Genomic DNA, 13,717 nt, shown 5'->3' on the forward strand with positions numbered 1-13,717 from the left:
GTTCAGCGATCGACCTCACGGCGGTGGCCGACCCTTACCATTGTGACGAGCAGCCGCTCTTCTTCCGACTGTGGCGGCCGTCCGCGGGTTGCTCCACGATGAGGCCATCGAAAATGGGCCGCTGAAGGGGGCGCGCAAATTGGTTCGGGGCCCGTCGATTAGCTTAGCGTGGGGTAGTCGGTGTAGCCGTGCTGGTCGCCGCCGTAGAAGGTGGACTCGTCCCATTCGTTGAGCGGGGCGTCCTGGCGGAAGCGTTCGGCAAGGTCGGGGTTGGCGATGAATGGTCGGCCGAAGGTGACCAGGTCGCAGCGCCCGGCCGCGATGCGCCGGCGGGCCTCGTCGGCGGTGTAGGCGCCGTTGCCGATGTAGGTGCGGCTGAAGCGCGAGCGGATCGCGTCGATGATGGACTCCGGGCGGCCCGTCTCGTGGTTGCCCTGGAAGGAGTCTTCTACCACCTCGATGTAGGCAATGCCGGTGGCGTCCAGGGCTTGGGCGAAGGCGCTGTAGGTGGCCAGCGGGTCGTCGTCGTGCATGCCGTTGAAGCTGCCGGTGGGGCTGACGCGGATGCCGACCCGCTCCGGGCCCCAGACCTCGATCACGGCCTGGACCACCTCGAGCGGCAGGCGGATGCGGTTTTCCACCGAGCCGCCGTAGGCATCGCTGCGGTGGTTGCTGCCGCTGCGGAGGAACTGGTCCAGCAGGTAGCCGTTGGCCGCGTGGATCTGCACGCCGTCGAAACCGGCGGCCTTCGCGTTCTGTGCGCCCTGCCGGTACTGCTCCACGATACCGGGTAGCTCGTCGAGCTCCAGTGCGCGCGGTTCTTGGACCTCGACCATGCCGGATTCCGCGCTGATAAAGGTATAGGCGCCTTCGGGCTGGACGGCGGAGGGAGCCACGGGTTGTGCACCGCCCGGCTGCAGCTCCGGGCGCGAGATCCGGCCGACGTGCCACAACTGTGCCTGAATCCGCCCGCCCGCAGCATGCACTGCGTCGGTGACCTTGCGCCAGCCATCCACCTGTTCGGGCGAGTGGATGCCCGGAGTGAACGCATACCCCTTGCCCTGCGGCGAGACTTGGGTGGCCTCGCCGATGATCAGGCCAGCACCTGCCCGCTGGGCGTAATACTCCGCGTTCAGGTCGGTGGGGATGTCACCCGGTTGCGCGGCGCGCGAGCGGGTCAACGGGGACATCAATACCCGGTTCGGCAACTCCAGCGGGCCCAGGGTGTAGGGGCGGAAAAGGGCGTCATCCTGTTGGGTCATTGGGGTATCTCCATGTGGGGTGGGTCCGTGCAGGCAGTCGGACCGGAGACACACTCACATGTTCCGCCTGGTCGTGGGGGGTGGGTACTTAGTCGGCCCTGTCCGTAAAGGCCTGGATCAGGGCGCGGGTGCGTTCGGCAACAAAGTGCGTAGGGCGGGCCAGGGCCTCTTCCAGGGTGATGCTGCCGTCGCACAGGGCCCGCGCGTCGTGCAGGCCAAAGGCGGCCATCTCGGCTTCATCGCAGGCGATGGAACCGGCCACGGCTACCACCGGCACCTGCAGTGCTCGGGCGTGGGCGACGACCTCGGCGACGACCTTGCCATGCGAGGTCTGACCGTCCAGTTGGCCTTCACCAGTAATCACCAGGTCCGCCTCATGGATGGCCGCGTCCAGCCCGATCAGATCGGCCAGGTAGGCCGCGCCCATGCGCGCGCGGCCGTCGAGTACGCAGTCCAGCGCGAACCCGAGGCCACCGGCCGCCCCGGCACCTGGCGTGTCGATTGGACGGAGAAGATGTCCGGCGGCCTCGATGGCCCCGGCGAGGCGTTCCATGTAGGCATCCATCGCCGGGATGTCCTCGGCCTTGAGGCCCTTTTGGGGCCCGAACACGGCCGCTGCGCCATGCGGCCCGGTTAGCGGGTTGTCCACGTCGTTCAACACGGTGATGTCGACCTCTGCCAGGCGCGGGTCGAGACCCTCGAAGTCCACCCGGTCCAGTGCTGCTAGCCCTGCCGGATGAGGCGGAAGCGGCTGGCCATCGGCATCCAGAAAGCGTACGCCCAGGGCAGCGAGGAGGCCCGCGCCGCCATCCACCGTGCCGCTGCCGCCGAGGCCAATCAGTAGATGTCCTGCACCGGCGTCCAGGGCCGCCTGGATCAGTTCGCCAACCCCCACGGTGTGGAGTTGCCAGGGGTCGTGCCGGTCGTCGGGTATACGGTCCAGGCCGCAGGCGGAGGCGACATCAATCACCGCGCGGCGATCGCGGTGATCGCAGCCCCAGCCGGCGCTCAGGTGTGCGCCAGTGGGGCCGGTCACGTCCGACAGATGCCAGGCCCAGCCCAGGGTGTGACTGACCAGCCGCGCGGTGCCTTCACCGCCATCGGCCATCGGCAGCGAGCGCACCCGGGCATCGGGCCGAGCCGCGTGGATGCCACGGGCCATCGCGGCTGCCACTTCCTCGGCCTCCAGGCTCCCCTTGTAGCTGTCCGGGCAAACGACGACCCGGAGGGTGTCAGACAAAGATCAACCCCAGGATGTAGATGGTGATCATGGCGCTGATGCCCTGCAGCAGGGTGGCCGTGGTGAAGGCCTTGTACGCGGTCGACACCTTCATGCGGCTGAATTGGGTAACCACCCAGAAGAAGCTGTCATTCGCGTGCGAGACGGTCATCGCACCGGCACCCACCGCCATCACGGCCAGGACCATGCCCATGGTGGAGTCCAGGCCCAGCGACGCCAGCATCGGCGCAATCATGCTGGACGCGGTCACCAGGGCCACGGTGGAGGAACCCTGCGCGGACTTGAGTGCGGCCGCGATCAGGAACGGCACTAGCAGACCCAGGCCCAGACCGCTCAGCATGTCGCCGAGCTGGTCACCGATCGGGGTCTCGCTCAACACGTTGCCGAAGGCCCCGCCAGCGCCGGTGATCAGGATGATCGGAGCGGCCAGCAGAATCGCGTCGACCGTCATCTGGTGGAAGCGGTCCTTGATACCGGCCCCTTTGATCAGCAGCAGTGCGAAGATCACACCGACTGCCAGGGCCACCACGGGGGTGCCGAGGAAAATCAGCACGTCGGCGAACAACCCGGGTTCGGTTTCGCGGGTCGCAAGCGAAGCAATAGAGCCAATTGAGATCAGCACGATGGGGGCGAGGATGGGCATGAAGGCCCCGAGGGTGGTCGGCCGGTGCTCCAGTTTGATCTCTTCCTTCTGGATCTCCTGGCCGGTGGCCTCGCTAATCGGGTCCTGTTCCAGGAGTTCATCGTCATTGGCGTGGGTGTAGCGACTGGCCCACAGCCAGCCCACGGCAGCCGCCACGGCCGAGACGAACAGACCGACCAGGATCACCAGACCCAGGGCATCGGCGATGCCGACATTGCTGGCCGCTGCGATTGGGCCGGGGGTGGGCGGCACGAAGTTGTGGGTGGCGAAAAGCCCGGTCGCCAAAGCCACACTCATGGCGACCACCGAGATGCCGGCGGTCTTGGCCAGAGCATTCTTCAGCGAGTTCAGGATCACATAGCCCGAGTCGCAGAATACAGGGATGGACACGATGTAGCCGATGATCGAGACCGTCAGGTTGGGGAAGCGATCGGATAGCGCCCGGATGATGGCCTCGGCCATCACCACGGCGGCGCCCGTGCGATCCAGGATGACCCCGATGATCGTGCCCAGGGCGATCACGATACCGATGTAGCCGAGGGTGTTGCCGAAGCCATCGTTGATGGCGCTGATGGCCTCGCGCGGGGCAATGCCACCGATGATGGCCATCACGAACGCGGCGATTAGCAGGGCCAGGAATGGATGCACGCGCAGTTTTGCAGTGGCGAAAACCAGCGCGGCCACGACCACAATCAATCCGATAATCAGCATGACGCGTCCTTTTATTGTTGTGGGTATCGTCCCGGAGTCTAGACGTCCGATCGCGATTTGGGGGACGGGTTTTCCAGCGACGGTGCGCTTGGACCGACATCGCTCCCATGTGCGGACCCAGCCGGTTTGTATGTGCTCTCACCTGGGCCCGCCTACAATGCGAGCGTCACCTTCCTACTGAGGTTCCCGAGATGCAGCGTTCAGTCGTTTTTTTCTGGTTCGCCGGTGTTGTTCTAGCGTTCACGTGTGCCGGGGCAGTCGCGGCCAACCCCTATGCGGAGCTGCAGGAGCGCGAGATCAAGGCACTGTCGGCGCAGGAAACCGAGGATCTTCTGAAAGGGCGTGGCATGGGTATGGCCCTACCGGCTGAGTTGCATGGTTACCCGGGACCGCTGCACGTGCTGGAGGTCGCCGAGCAGCTGGACCTTTCGGATGAACAGCGGCAAGAGACCGAAGAACTGTTCGAGACCATGCGCGAGCAGGCCCGCGAGCTCGGGCAACGTATCGTGGATCGTGAGCGGGAGTTGGACGAGCGCTTTGCCGAAGGCGGCATCACCAGCGATGTCATTGAGGCATTGACCGTCGAGATTGGCGAGTTACAGGGCCGCTTGCGTCATCTGCACCTGTCCTACCACTTGCAGACGGACGAGCTGCTCAACGAGGAACAGAAGGCCCGCTACCGGCACGCCCGGGGCTATCACGGTGATGCCGACGGGCATTCTGGTGGCGGCCATCATGGCGACCATCACGGGCACGGCGGGCACCACCACTGATGGCTGTAGGAGAGTCGTTGATCAGGATCGGTCCGGACGCCAGTCGATCATGTTCTCGGCGGCCCATTGGCGAGCCAGCGTGCGTTTGGTATGCGGTGGCGTTTGTTTAATTCGGTATTCCTCCCGCAGGGCCTCGTTGCGAGAGGCAAAGCCGCGAGACGCCAGTAGTTGCACCGGCTTGTGCATGCGGGTGAAACGTGCGCCTTGCCCGGCGGCGTGGGCGGCCATCCGTGCCGCCAGATGGGGTGTGATTCCGGTGTAGATGCGCCCGCCCTGGCACTCCAGCAGATAGACGTACCAGGTGTCGCAGTGGCGGGCGTTGTCCGCGCCGAGGGCGGCGGTAAAGGGTGTTGCGAGGCGGGGCCGGGTCACCGGCGTTTCTTGCGCCGTTTGCGGCCCACCTTCACGCGCTGAAGTGCAGTCTGCAACTCCGCGTGCGCCTCCTTCGGGACGGAGGGCGAGCTGCGCAGCTTCAGGCCTTTGCTGGTGCGCGTAGCCGTTAGACGGCCTTTCTCGATGCCGTAGCGGCGGACGACATCCCGCGCCGCATGTTCAAAGTTCATCGGTGGATCGCCGCGCCGTACTCGCAGCTTCCCGCCATTGATGTCCAGGCTGAAGATGATGCTCGCCTGCCAGATCAGCAGGGCGCCCGCGATGAGTAGCAGCGCAATCATCAAAAGCAGCGAGATCAGCATCGATTCCTCTCCGTTGGTGGCCCGGCCGGGCAGCGTGAATCCATTGCGCCGATCGTAGCATTGCAGCATGCGGCCGCGGTGATCTGGCTGGATGGACGTCCGCACATCGGTTGGGATGCAACCAGAACATCGCCAGGTAATGATGTGCAATATGCACAATAGGTGATAGAGTGTTCGAAAGTGAGCTTGTCCGGAGGTGAGCCATGAGTACTGCAGAAGTCCTGGCCCCGGAACGTGCCGATGTTCTGCGCGAGGCGCTGGTCAATGCCGGCAAGGCGTTGGGTTTGACCCAGGCGGTCCTGGGCGAGGTGATCGGTCGTGGCCGCACGGACATCAGCCGTGGCAACATCGATCCGGCCAGCAAACCCGGCGAGCTGGCTCTGCTCCTGATCCGTTGCTATCGCGCCCTGTATGTCCTGACCGGCGGGGATGCTGCCGCGATGAAGCACTGGATGCACACGCAGAACGACCATACCGGGGGTGTGCCAGCCGAGCAGGTGCGCACGGTCCAGGGGCTGGTGGCGGTGCTCGAGTATCTCGACGCGATCCGCGGAAAGCTATGAAAGATGCTTGATTTGCCAGACTGGGAGGCCCTGGTCCGTGCGGCGCCGCGCGTTACCCTGAGAGGTGAGGCCCTGCGCCTGGTCGAGAGCCAGGAGCAGGTGGCGACCAACCAGCTGGTGGCCACGCTTGACCGTCAGGCCGTACTGGAGGAAATGCTGGAGGCCACGAAGCCGTCCCGACGTCCGGGCACCGAACGGCTGCATTACCTGTTGGCGACCCCGTTTCGCTACCCGCCGCTGCGTCGTGGGTCGCGCTTCGGCCGTCGCCACGAGCCCAGTCTGTTCTACGGTGCCCTGCGCGAGCGTACCGTCCTGGCCGAGGCCGCCTACTACCGCTTCGTGTTCTGGCATGGTATGGCGAGCCCGCCGCCGGGTAAGCTCGATACCCAGCACACCCTGTTCGCCGCGCGCTATCAGAGCTCCAACGGCCTGCGGCTCCACCAGCCGCCTTTCGCCGTCCATGCGGAGCCGTTGCGCCATCCCGCGGACTACCAGGCGACCCAGTCCCTGGGCGCGGCCCTGCGCAAGAGCGGCATCGACCTGTTCGAGTACTCCTCCGCCCGCGATTCGCATGGCGGCCTCAATCTGGCGCTGTTTAATCCGCGCCCGTTCACCCGCCTGCGGCCCACCCGCCAGGACGCCTGGCTGTGCCAGCTCAGTGCCGAACACGTCCGCTTCCTCAAGCCCCGCGACGGCGCCCTGTACGATTTTCCTTTGAGCCAGTTCCTCTATCAGGGCCGCCTGCCGCTTCCGGCCTGAGCACTTTCCCCGTACCCCGATCGGCACAGAGCATGCCTGCCCCGCGGCGCTCAGGGCAGTGGGATGAACTCGTGATCGTCGCCCGGGACCTTCGGGAAGCGGCCGTCCTGCCAGTCCCTTTTCGCCGTTTCGATGCGCTCGCGGCGGCTGGAGACGAAGTTCCATTCGATGTGGCGCTCACCCACGGGGGCGCCGCCGACCAGGGCGATGGTCGTGGCCGTGGTGGCGGTGACGGCAATGCCGGGCTGGTCGGAGAAGATCGTCATCGAGTGGGTCGGCATTGCGGTGTCCTGCGCGCGCAGCTCGCCGGATACTACGTAGACCGCGCGTTCGTCGGCATCGGGCAGAGTCAGGGTCTGGCCGGGCTGCAGGCGGGCCTCCAGATAGAGCGTCTCGGAGAACACCCGCACCGGCGACTGCACGCCGTAGGTGCTGCCCATCATCACGCGCACGGGGACCTCGTCGACGGTGACGGTCGGGATCGTTTGCTCCGGATAGTGATGAAACGCGGGGTCGGTTTCCTCGTCGGCCTCCGGCAGGGCGAGCCAGAGCTGCAGCCCGTGCTGGGTGTGTTCCCTGGCGCTGATCTCCGGGCGTTCGCGCTCGGAATGGACGATGCCGCGGCCGGCGACCATCAGGTTGAGATCCCCGGGTCGAATCGCCTGCAGTGAACCCAGCGAATCGCGGTGCAGGATCTCGCCCTCGAACAGATAGGTGACCGTCGCGATCCCGATATGCGGATGCGGGCGCACGTTGATCCCCTCGCCCGCGGGGAAGCGCGCCGGGCCCATGTGATCGAAGAAGATCCACGGTCCGACCATCCGGCGCTGTGCGGTGGGCAGCACCCGGCGCACGGAGAAGCCGCCCAGGTCGCGCTCGCGGGGCTGCAGCACGGTCTCGATGGCCGCGCAGGGGGCAGGCGAGGCGGTGCAGGGCTGTTCGGTGGTCTCCAGGGTGTTGCTCATCAGGGGGCTCCGGGTGTCGTGTCGCGCATGGGCTGGAGGGCGCGGGCCCATCTCGCCAGTTCTTCCAGCATGCCCCGGGCGGAGTCATCATGCATCGGTTCAGGGACGAATCGCCGCTCGTCGTCCAGGTGGTTCCAGGGCATCTGGATCATCACGCCCTCCGGGATCGGCATCATTTTGAGCGCCGTCACCATTTGCCGGGCCATCTGTGCCGAACGCAGCCCGCCGGAGGCGCCGCCGTAGCTCACGAACGCGCAGGGCTTGTAGTTCCACTCGGTATAGACGTAGTCGAGGGCGTTGATCAGCGCCGGCGGCGCCGCGTAGTTGTACTCGGGAATCACGAACACGTAGGCGTCGGCGCGCGCGACGCTGCGCGACCAGGCCCGGGTATGTTCGTGTTCGTACTGCTGTGTGCGCGGATGCTGAGGTTCGTCATAGACTGGCAGCTGGAAGTCCGCCAGGTCGACCCGCTCACTCTGGAACGCGCCGTGCTCGATGGCCAGGGCATGAAACCAGTCGCCCACCGAGGGGCCGATACGGCCCGGGCGGGTGCTGGCGATGATGGTCTGAAGCTGCAGTGACATGGGTTTCTCCTCTGGAGAGGGCGGCATCAGCCGCCGCGCAGATCGAACAGCAAGGCCTCGGCCTTGCCGTCGGTGGTGAATTCGAGCCCGTGTTCTTGACGGACCGTGGCGCCGTCGCCGGCGGCCATCGTCTGGCCGTTCAGGGCCAGTTCGCCCCGGGTGATCTGTACGTAATAGACCCGGCCCGGGTCCGCCGGAAACCGCGTGGTCTCGTGTGCCAGCCGGAGCCTGTGGATGCAGGCGTCCTGCCGGATGGGCAGGGAGCCGTCCCGGCCATCGGGCGAGACCAGCAGGGCGATCCCGCCGGCACCCGAAAAATCCTTCTGGGCATAGCGCGGTTCGCCACCCTTGCGATTCGGGATGATCCAGATCTGCAGGAAATGCAGCGGATCGGTGGTCGAGGCGTTGAACTCGCTGTGCCGGATGCCCGTGCCCGCACTCATCACCTGGACCTCGCCGGCGCGCAGCCGCGTCTGGTGATCCATCGTGTCCCGGTGCTCGATGGCCCCGTCCAGCACACAGGTGATGATCTCCATGTCCCGATGCGGGTGGGCGCCGAAGCCGGCACCCGGGGCGACCTGGTCCTCGTTCAGCACGCGCAGGTCGGAGACCCCCATGTGCTCCGGGTCGAAGTAACTGGCAAACGAGAAGCTGTGGCGCGAATCCAGCCAGCCGTGCAGGGCATGGCCGCGTTCGGCACTAGGGCGCAGGGTGATCATGGTGTCCTCCTCCCGGGTGCTACCCATCAGGTGACCCATGCCGGTCCAGATGGCCCGGCATGGGATAATGCGGCTAGCCGCGGTACGCCCCGGCGAGGCGGTTGTCGACCGAGGCCCGCCCGGCGCCGCTGATCGCCAGTGCCACGGAGACGGCCAGCAGCGACAGCGCAAACTCGTAGCCGTTGTTGCTCATGAACAGGCCATGTTCGAAGTGCACGGCGAAGATCGCCACGACCATGGTGAAGGCCAGCACGGCCGCCGCCGGGCGCACCAGCAGGCCGATGATCAGGGCCAGGCCGCCGAAGAACTCCGCGCCGCCGGCCAGCAGGGCCATCAGAAAGCCCGGCTCCAGCCCGATCGAGGCCATCCACTGGCCGGTCCCCTCCAGACCGTGACCGCCAAACCAGCCGAACAGTTTCTGCGCGCCATGCGCCATGAAGATGATCCCGACCGGGATGCGCAGGGCAAGGGCGGCCCAGCCGGCGTTGGTGCCAAACAGCTGCTGCATGAAGGACGAATTCATTTTGACTCTCCTGGATGGTTTGCGAGGGCCGGCTTTCTGGCCGGTCAGGGAGAGTCTGGGTATTTCTTTATGAGCAATAAACGGCTATAAAAGGCACATATAGTTGCATATAGAGAAACAATGGATCGTTTCCAGCAGATGCAGATCTTCGTGGCCGTGGTCGAGGCCGGGCACTTCGTGCATGCGGCGGAGGCGCTGGGCCTGTCCAAGGCGGCCGTCTCGCGCGCGGTGAACGGCCTGGAGGAACGGCTGGGCGCGCGGCTGCTGCACCGCACGACAAGACGACTGTCGCTGACCAGCGAGGGCGAGACCTTCTTTGGGCGCAGCACGCTGCTGCTCGAGGAACTGGCCGCCGCCGAGGGCGAGATCAGCGAGCGCGGCACCGCCGTCAGCGGGCGGCTGCGGATCAACGTCCCGGTGAGCTACGGCATCCAGCACCTGGCGCCGCTGTGGGGCGCCTTCACGGCGCGGCATCCCCGGGTGGAACTGGACGTCACCCTGAACGACCGCTCGGTGGATCTGGTAGACGAAGGCTTCGACCTGGCCGTGCGCATCGGCACGCTCGACAGCTCCAGCCTGGTCGCGCGCCGCCTGGCGACCACGCGCATGCGCATCTGTGCCGCGCCGGACTACCTGGCGGCCAGCGGTCTGCCCGCACACCCGCGCGAGCTGGCGGACCACGCCACCATCGCCTACAGCTACCACGCGACCGGCGACGACTGGACCCTAACGGGCCCGGACGGGCCGATCGCGGTCACGACCCGCCCCGTGCTGCGCAGCAACAACGGCGAGACCTGCGTCGCCGCGGCCCTGGCCGGGCAGGGCATCGTCTACCAGCCGGAATTCCTGCTGCAGCCGCATCTGCAAACCGGCGCCCTGCAGGCGCTGCTCCCGGATTGGGAAACCGCCACGCTCGGCATCCACGCCGTCTACCCCAGCCGCCGCTACCTCCTGCCCAAGACCCGCGCACTGATCGACTTCCTGGCTGAGCGTCTGGGCGGGCGCTAGGGTCCTTTCGGGCCTGGGATCGCTTGGCGATGCATGCGGATGAGCGGCCCTTTTGCCGCTCCCTCGTGCACGGCTTCCACTACGCTCGCGACCATCACCCAGACCCGGCCGGTGCCCGGCTATTCACCCGAGGCGTTCGCGTCCGCCGACTGGCCGGTCATCGGTTCCAGGATTTCGCGGGCAAACTCGCCTGGTTGCTTGCGGTTCAGCGAGCCGCGCTCGGCCGTGCCGGTCGCCCACGCCTCTCGGGTCTCCGGGTCGCGGAACTGGATGTCGAGCCGGCGCATGTACATCGTGATGTCCCACGCCCAGCGGTCCTGGTAGGTCACCAGCACATCGACATTGTCCAGCGCGTCGCGGCGCGGGCCCGAGGTCGCGTCGTAGTTCATTGCTCGCAGTTCCTGGGCGATCACGTGCTCGATCCCGCGTTCATCCGCCGGCAGCTTTTCCACATAGAACCGCTCGGCGGCCGCCAGTCGCTCGGGGTCACCCGAGTCCACATCCAGCGTGGCGCAGCCCGCAAGCATCGCGAGGGCCGCCAGCGCGAGGGCAAGTCGCACCAGGGTAAATCGCATTAGGGGAAAGGGGTGGCATCCATTCATGTCATTCGCTCCATTCGATGTCAGGGTGGCCGCATTCCTTGCGCAGCCGAGGGCGTCTCGGAGGCAGGCGGCATGCTCGTGGTGAACCCATGCGCGGGTCATGTATCCCGGTGCTGTGTAGCCCCCCGGGCCTGTTCGCCGGGGGCGAGACTATCGGATTTCGCATTCCATCAGGAAATGTTCGGATGAGTGTCCACCCGCGTGATCGCCCTGTCGTTCCCCCGAGGCGACCCCTTGGGGCGAATCCCGCGTCGCTGCATCCTAGAGGGCCACAGTCACATGCCTCCGAGCAGGTTCCGGGCGCCCGCAAGTCGGTGTGCGTTATCCCGTCGCGCGCATGCCGCCGCCACCCCCGCCGCCCGGCGGCGGCGTCCAGACGTTGCGAAAGGCCTGGTGTGTCTTCTTCGGGAGATCGCGGGAGAAGCGCAGCTGCACGCCGGCGTCGGTGCGCACGGCGGTGATGCGGCCGCGCTGCAGCTGGAACTGGCGCGCGACGTCCTCGCAGCCGCGCAGGAACGCGGCCGGCGGCTTGCCGCGCCGCACGCGGGCTGCGCCATCGCGCAGCTCCACCGCGAACACCTGCCGTGCATGCCAGAGCATCAGCGCGAGGCCAAGGCCCAGCAGGGCGAACATGATGAGCAGGGTGAGCAGCATGACGGGTGGTGGTGTCGGACGTGATCTGGGCGGGGACTCAGTGTAGCGCACACCATTCATGCCCCTGCCGCGTGGCGTCTCGAATGGGCGCGTGAGGGTGCTGGCCTCAGCGCTTCAGCAGCGCCTCCAGCGGGCGTCGCGGCGTGGGCCGGGGTGTGCCTTCCGGACGGCCCAGCGCGAACAGCATCTGTGGCTGGCCCCCGCCGAGCCGTTCGGCCAGTTTGGGGCGCCATTCGGCCTGCTGGATCGGCTGATTCAGATAACGCGCGCAGAGCCCGTGGCGCGCGGCCTCGAGCAGTACGCGCTGCAGGGCCTGCCCGGCTGTCAGCCACTGCATCGGGCCCTCGATCCCGGTGCCCAGTGCCAGCAGCACCGGGGTGGCCCGGGCCGCGCGGGCCTCGCCCCGGGCCATTGCCCGGGCGGATACGAGGTGGCGCACGCTCCAGCGCGTCAGACCGCCACTAAACCGACCGACTGGCAGGCCGTCGCCGCGCGAGGCTGCGCGCATCCAGTGCGCCAGCTCGCGCCGCCAGGCCGGATTTTTCCACTGCGCCGCCGTCGCCGATCGGATCAGTTCGGCGACCTCCCTGCGCTGTTCGGGCTCCGTGACCGGACGCAGCCAGACCCCTTCCTGGCGGGCGGTCTGCACGAGGGTGGTGATGATGTCTGCAGAGGGTGGGTCCGGGCGAAACCGGCCGCGCCAGGAGTGGCGCGCACCGATCCAGTCCCGCAGGGGTGCCAGTTTCTGCCGGTCCGGCCCGCCGTGGTGCCCGGTCAGCAGGCGCACGAATGGCCCGTCGCCCGCCTGTTCCGGGCGCACGTTCAGGCCCTGGCCGTCCGCGGCGGCGGCCACGCGCAGGTTCAGCACCGCGCAGCCACAGCTGATGATGCGCTCGCGCCCGGTCGGGTCGTTCACGGGCAGCGAGCGCGCCGGATCGGTCCAGACCTCGACCCCTGCGCGGTCCACACGGAACCGCCAGGGCTGGGTGTTGTGCGAGGAGGGCGCCTGCCCGGCCAGGCACAGCCACTCGCGGATCACGGGGTCAATCTCCATGGCGCCAACATACCGACGCCATGCGCAGCTGGCGACTGTTGCCGGTGCAGCCGCAAGCAGATCACGACGTTGTTACTGTCCCGCCCGGGCTGGCGGCGGTCATGGGTCTGAAGTCAGGGGTTACAGCGTGTGGCCGGTGAGGTGCTGGTAGAGGGCGAAGCCGGCGTCCCGATCCTGGCAGCGCAGGATGGCGGCGCGGCCGGGGGTGGATAGGTCCGGCTGCAGATTCACGCCGGCTGCCTCGGCGGCTCGGAAGTCGGCGTCCTGCAGTTCGATCTCGCCGAATACCGAGATGACGAAACCGCCGGGGATCGGTGGGGGCGGGGTGAAGGGTTCGCCGTCTGCCAGCGCCACCCAGGCCGGGATGAAGGCCGGGCCGTAGAAGTCAAAGAAGCCGTTGGAGCCGCGCAGGTGGGCCTCGATCGGTCGCCCGCCAATCAGCTCGATGTTGCAGATGCCGCTGTAGCCGGTCAGGTTGCGCCGCACCCAGTCGGCGATCCACGGCTCCACCTCGGGCACGGCGGCGCCGATCTCCCAGTAGATCGGGCGCGCGGCGTCCTTCTCGTCCGAGCCGCGGGTGTGGGCGAACCAGCGCACCGCGCCGTTTTCCACCAGGCAGTCAGTGCTGGTGTGGGCGCCCTCCAGGCGCTGGCACCAGAAGCTGCCGGGCTCGGCGGGCACCTCGCCGGCGGCGACGGCACGCGCATCCAGCCCCATGCCGGCGAGGTTGGTGATCGGCTTCACGAACACCGTGTCCGCCGCGCCTAGCCCCAGGTCCGTGGGCGCGACGCCGCAGGGCGCGGCCGTCAGGCCCGCATCCAGGGCCAGGCGCAGCTTGTCGTAGACGTGACGATGCGCGGGATTTAGCCGCCAGGCGGCGGCGTCCGACACCGCCACCTCCCGCCGCGGCTGCGGCCGGAACAGGTGCCGGCGCTCGGGCAGGACGCCGACGAAGGGCACGG

At 67.3% G+C, this 13,717-nt stretch carries 17 protein-coding genes; 4 read left to right on the forward strand and 13 right to left on the reverse strand.

The window, feature by feature from the left end; all coding sequences use genetic code 11:
- Nucleotides 1-158: 158 nt before the first annotated feature.
- From F462_RS08865 to F462_RS08875, 3 genes are all read right to left on the reverse strand, one after another.
- A complete protein-coding gene (locus tag F462_RS08865) occupies nt 159-1,262 on the reverse strand; it encodes an alkene reductase (protein WP_038053388.1) in 1,104 nt (367 codons plus the stop codon).
- An 88-nt stretch (nt 1,263-1,350) separates the two neighbouring features.
- Entirely contained in the window at nt 1,351-2,502 is a 1,152-nt protein-coding gene (locus tag F462_RS08870) for a glycerate kinase (protein WP_081911386.1), read from the reverse strand.
- Complete coding sequence (locus tag F462_RS08875) at nt 2,495-3,856, reverse strand: GntP family permease (protein ID WP_018140382.1); 1,362 nt, start codon at nt 3,854-3,856, stop codon at nt 2,495-2,497. Before F462_RS08875 ends, F462_RS08870 begins: the two co-directional genes overlap by 8 nt.
- A 191-nt stretch (nt 3,857-4,047) precedes the next feature.
- Here F462_RS08875 and F462_RS08880 point away from each other — a divergent pair, with 191 nt between their 5' ends.
- Nucleotides 4,048-4,629 (forward strand): Spy/CpxP family protein refolding chaperone, encoded by a 582-nt coding sequence (locus tag F462_RS08880; RefSeq protein ID WP_038053394.1) that lies wholly within the window; start codon nt 4,048-4,050, stop codon nt 4,627-4,629.
- A gap of 21 nt (nt 4,630-4,650) precedes the next feature.
- Here the strand turns inward: F462_RS08880 and F462_RS08885 are convergent, their stop codons facing one another.
- Entirely contained in the window at nt 4,651-5,001 is a 351-nt protein-coding gene (locus F462_RS08885; protein ID WP_038053397.1) for a GIY-YIG nuclease family protein, read from the reverse strand.
- Nucleotides 4,998-5,324: a DUF3634 family protein gene (locus tag F462_RS08890; RefSeq protein ID WP_038054926.1), complete on the reverse strand. Its 327-nt coding sequence runs from the start codon at nt 5,322-5,324 to the stop codon at nt 4,998-5,000. The genes F462_RS08885 and F462_RS08890 overlap by 4 nt, the downstream gene beginning before the upstream one ends.
- Before the next feature lie 203 nt (nt 5,325-5,527).
- Between F462_RS08890 and F462_RS08895 the strand changes: the two genes are divergently transcribed.
- Complete coding sequence (locus F462_RS08895) at nt 5,528-5,887, forward strand: MbcA/ParS/Xre antitoxin family protein (RefSeq protein ID WP_038053401.1); 360 nt, start codon at nt 5,528-5,530, stop codon at nt 5,885-5,887.
- A 12-nt stretch (nt 5,888-5,899) separates the two neighbouring features.
- The gene (locus F462_RS08900; RefSeq protein WP_038054928.1) at nt 5,900-6,646 is read left to right on the forward strand and encodes an RES family NAD+ phosphorylase; all 747 of its coding nucleotides are present in this window, start codon (nt 5,900-5,902) and stop codon (nt 6,644-6,646) included.
- A 50-nt stretch (nt 6,647-6,696) separates the two neighbouring features.
- Here the strand turns inward: F462_RS08900 and F462_RS08905 are convergent, their stop codons facing one another.
- From F462_RS08905 to F462_RS08920, 4 genes are all read right to left on the reverse strand, one after another.
- Nucleotides 6,697-7,611: a pirin family protein gene (locus F462_RS08905; RefSeq protein WP_038053404.1), complete on the reverse strand. Its 915-nt coding sequence runs from the start codon at nt 7,609-7,611 to the stop codon at nt 6,697-6,699.
- On the reverse strand, nt 7,611-8,195 hold the full coding sequence (locus F462_RS08910; protein WP_038053406.1) for an NADPH-dependent FMN reductase: 585 nt from the start codon (nt 8,193-8,195) through the stop codon (nt 7,611-7,613). The genes F462_RS08905 and F462_RS08910 overlap by 1 nt, the downstream gene beginning before the upstream one ends.
- Before the next feature lie 26 nt (nt 8,196-8,221).
- A complete protein-coding gene (locus tag F462_RS08915; protein WP_038053408.1) occupies nt 8,222-8,914 on the reverse strand; it encodes a pirin family protein in 693 nt (230 codons plus the stop codon).
- Nucleotides 8,915-8,987: 73 nt separating this feature from the next.
- Nucleotides 8,988-9,437, reverse strand: a complete 450-nt coding sequence (locus F462_RS08920) for a DoxX family protein (RefSeq protein WP_019024868.1) — start codon at nt 9,435-9,437, stop codon at nt 8,988-8,990.
- A 120-nt stretch (nt 9,438-9,557) separates the two neighbouring features.
- On the opposite strand from F462_RS08920, the gene F462_RS08925 reads away from it, so the two are divergent.
- The gene (locus F462_RS08925; protein WP_038053411.1) at nt 9,558-10,445 is read left to right on the forward strand and encodes a LysR family transcriptional regulator; all 888 of its coding nucleotides are present in this window, start codon (nt 9,558-9,560) and stop codon (nt 10,443-10,445) included.
- 119 nt (nt 10,446-10,564) lie between these two features.
- On the opposite strand, the gene F462_RS08930 is transcribed toward F462_RS08925, so the two are convergent.
- The 4 genes from F462_RS08930 to F462_RS08945 all read right to left on the reverse strand — a co-directional run bounded on the left by F462_RS08930 (nt 10,565) and on the right by F462_RS08945 (nt 13,715).
- Complete coding sequence (locus F462_RS08930) at nt 10,565-11,005, reverse strand: hypothetical protein (RefSeq protein ID WP_244270868.1); 441 nt, start codon at nt 11,003-11,005, stop codon at nt 10,565-10,567.
- Between the two features lie 363 nt (nt 11,006-11,368).
- Nucleotides 11,369-11,701 carry a DUF3634 family protein gene (locus tag F462_RS08935; protein ID WP_038053417.1) on the reverse strand — a complete coding sequence of 111 codons (333 nt, stop codon included), beginning with the start codon at nt 11,699-11,701 and terminating at the stop codon, nt 11,369-11,371.
- A 106-nt stretch (nt 11,702-11,807) separates the two neighbouring features.
- The gene (locus tag F462_RS08940; protein WP_038053419.1) at nt 11,808-12,755 is read right to left on the reverse strand and encodes an Acg family FMN-binding oxidoreductase; all 948 of its coding nucleotides are present in this window, start codon (nt 12,753-12,755) and stop codon (nt 11,808-11,810) included.
- A gap of 120 nt (nt 12,756-12,875) precedes the next feature.
- Nucleotides 12,876-13,715 (reverse strand): hypothetical protein, encoded by an 840-nt coding sequence (locus F462_RS08945; protein ID WP_038053421.1) that lies wholly within the window; start codon nt 13,713-13,715, stop codon nt 12,876-12,878.
- Between the last annotated feature and the right edge of the window lie 2 nt (nt 13,716-13,717).

This window comes from Thioalkalivibrio sp. ALJ1 (assembly GCF_000745395.1).
GTDB lineage: Bacteria > Pseudomonadota > Gammaproteobacteria > Ectothiorhodospirales > Ectothiorhodospiraceae > Thioalkalivibrio.

Coding starts and splice junctions, on each gene's coding strand:
- F462_RS08880 (WP_038053394.1), top strand. CDS start 4,048: ATGCAGCGTTCAGTCGTTTTTTTCTGGTTCGCCGGTGTTGTTCTAGCG.
- F462_RS08935 (WP_038053417.1), bottom strand. CDS start 11,701: ATGCTGCTCACCCTGCTCATCATGTTCGCCCTGCTGGGCCTTGGCCTC.
- F462_RS08925 (WP_038053411.1), top strand. CDS start 9,558: ATGGATCGTTTCCAGCAGATGCAGATCTTCGTGGCCGTGGTCGAGGCC.
- F462_RS08875 (WP_018140382.1), bottom strand. CDS start 3,856: ATGCTGATTATCGGATTGATTGTGGTCGTGGCCGCGCTGGTTTTCGCC.
- F462_RS08915 (WP_038053408.1), bottom strand. CDS start 8,914: ATGATCACCCTGCGCCCTAGTGCCGAACGCGGCCATGCCCTGCACGGC.
- F462_RS08890 (WP_038054926.1), bottom strand. CDS start 5,324: ATGCTGATCTCGCTGCTTTTGATGATTGCGCTGCTACTCATCGCGGGC.
- F462_RS08865 (WP_038053388.1), bottom strand. CDS start 1,262: ATGACCCAACAGGATGACGCCCTTTTCCGCCCCTACACCCTGGGCCCG.
- F462_RS08940 (WP_038053419.1), bottom strand. CDS start 12,755: ATGGAGATTGACCCCGTGATCCGCGAGTGGCTGTGCCTGGCCGGGCAG.
- F462_RS08895 (WP_038053401.1), top strand. CDS start 5,528: ATGAGTACTGCAGAAGTCCTGGCCCCGGAACGTGCCGATGTTCTGCGC.
- F462_RS08905 (WP_038053404.1), bottom strand. CDS start 7,611: ATGAGCAACACCCTGGAGACCACCGAACAGCCCTGCACCGCCTCGCCT.
- F462_RS08910 (WP_038053406.1), bottom strand. CDS start 8,195: ATGTCACTGCAGCTTCAGACCATCATCGCCAGCACCCGCCCGGGCCGT.
- F462_RS08920 (WP_019024868.1), bottom strand. CDS start 9,437: ATGAATTCGTCCTTCATGCAGCAGCTGTTTGGCACCAACGCCGGCTGG.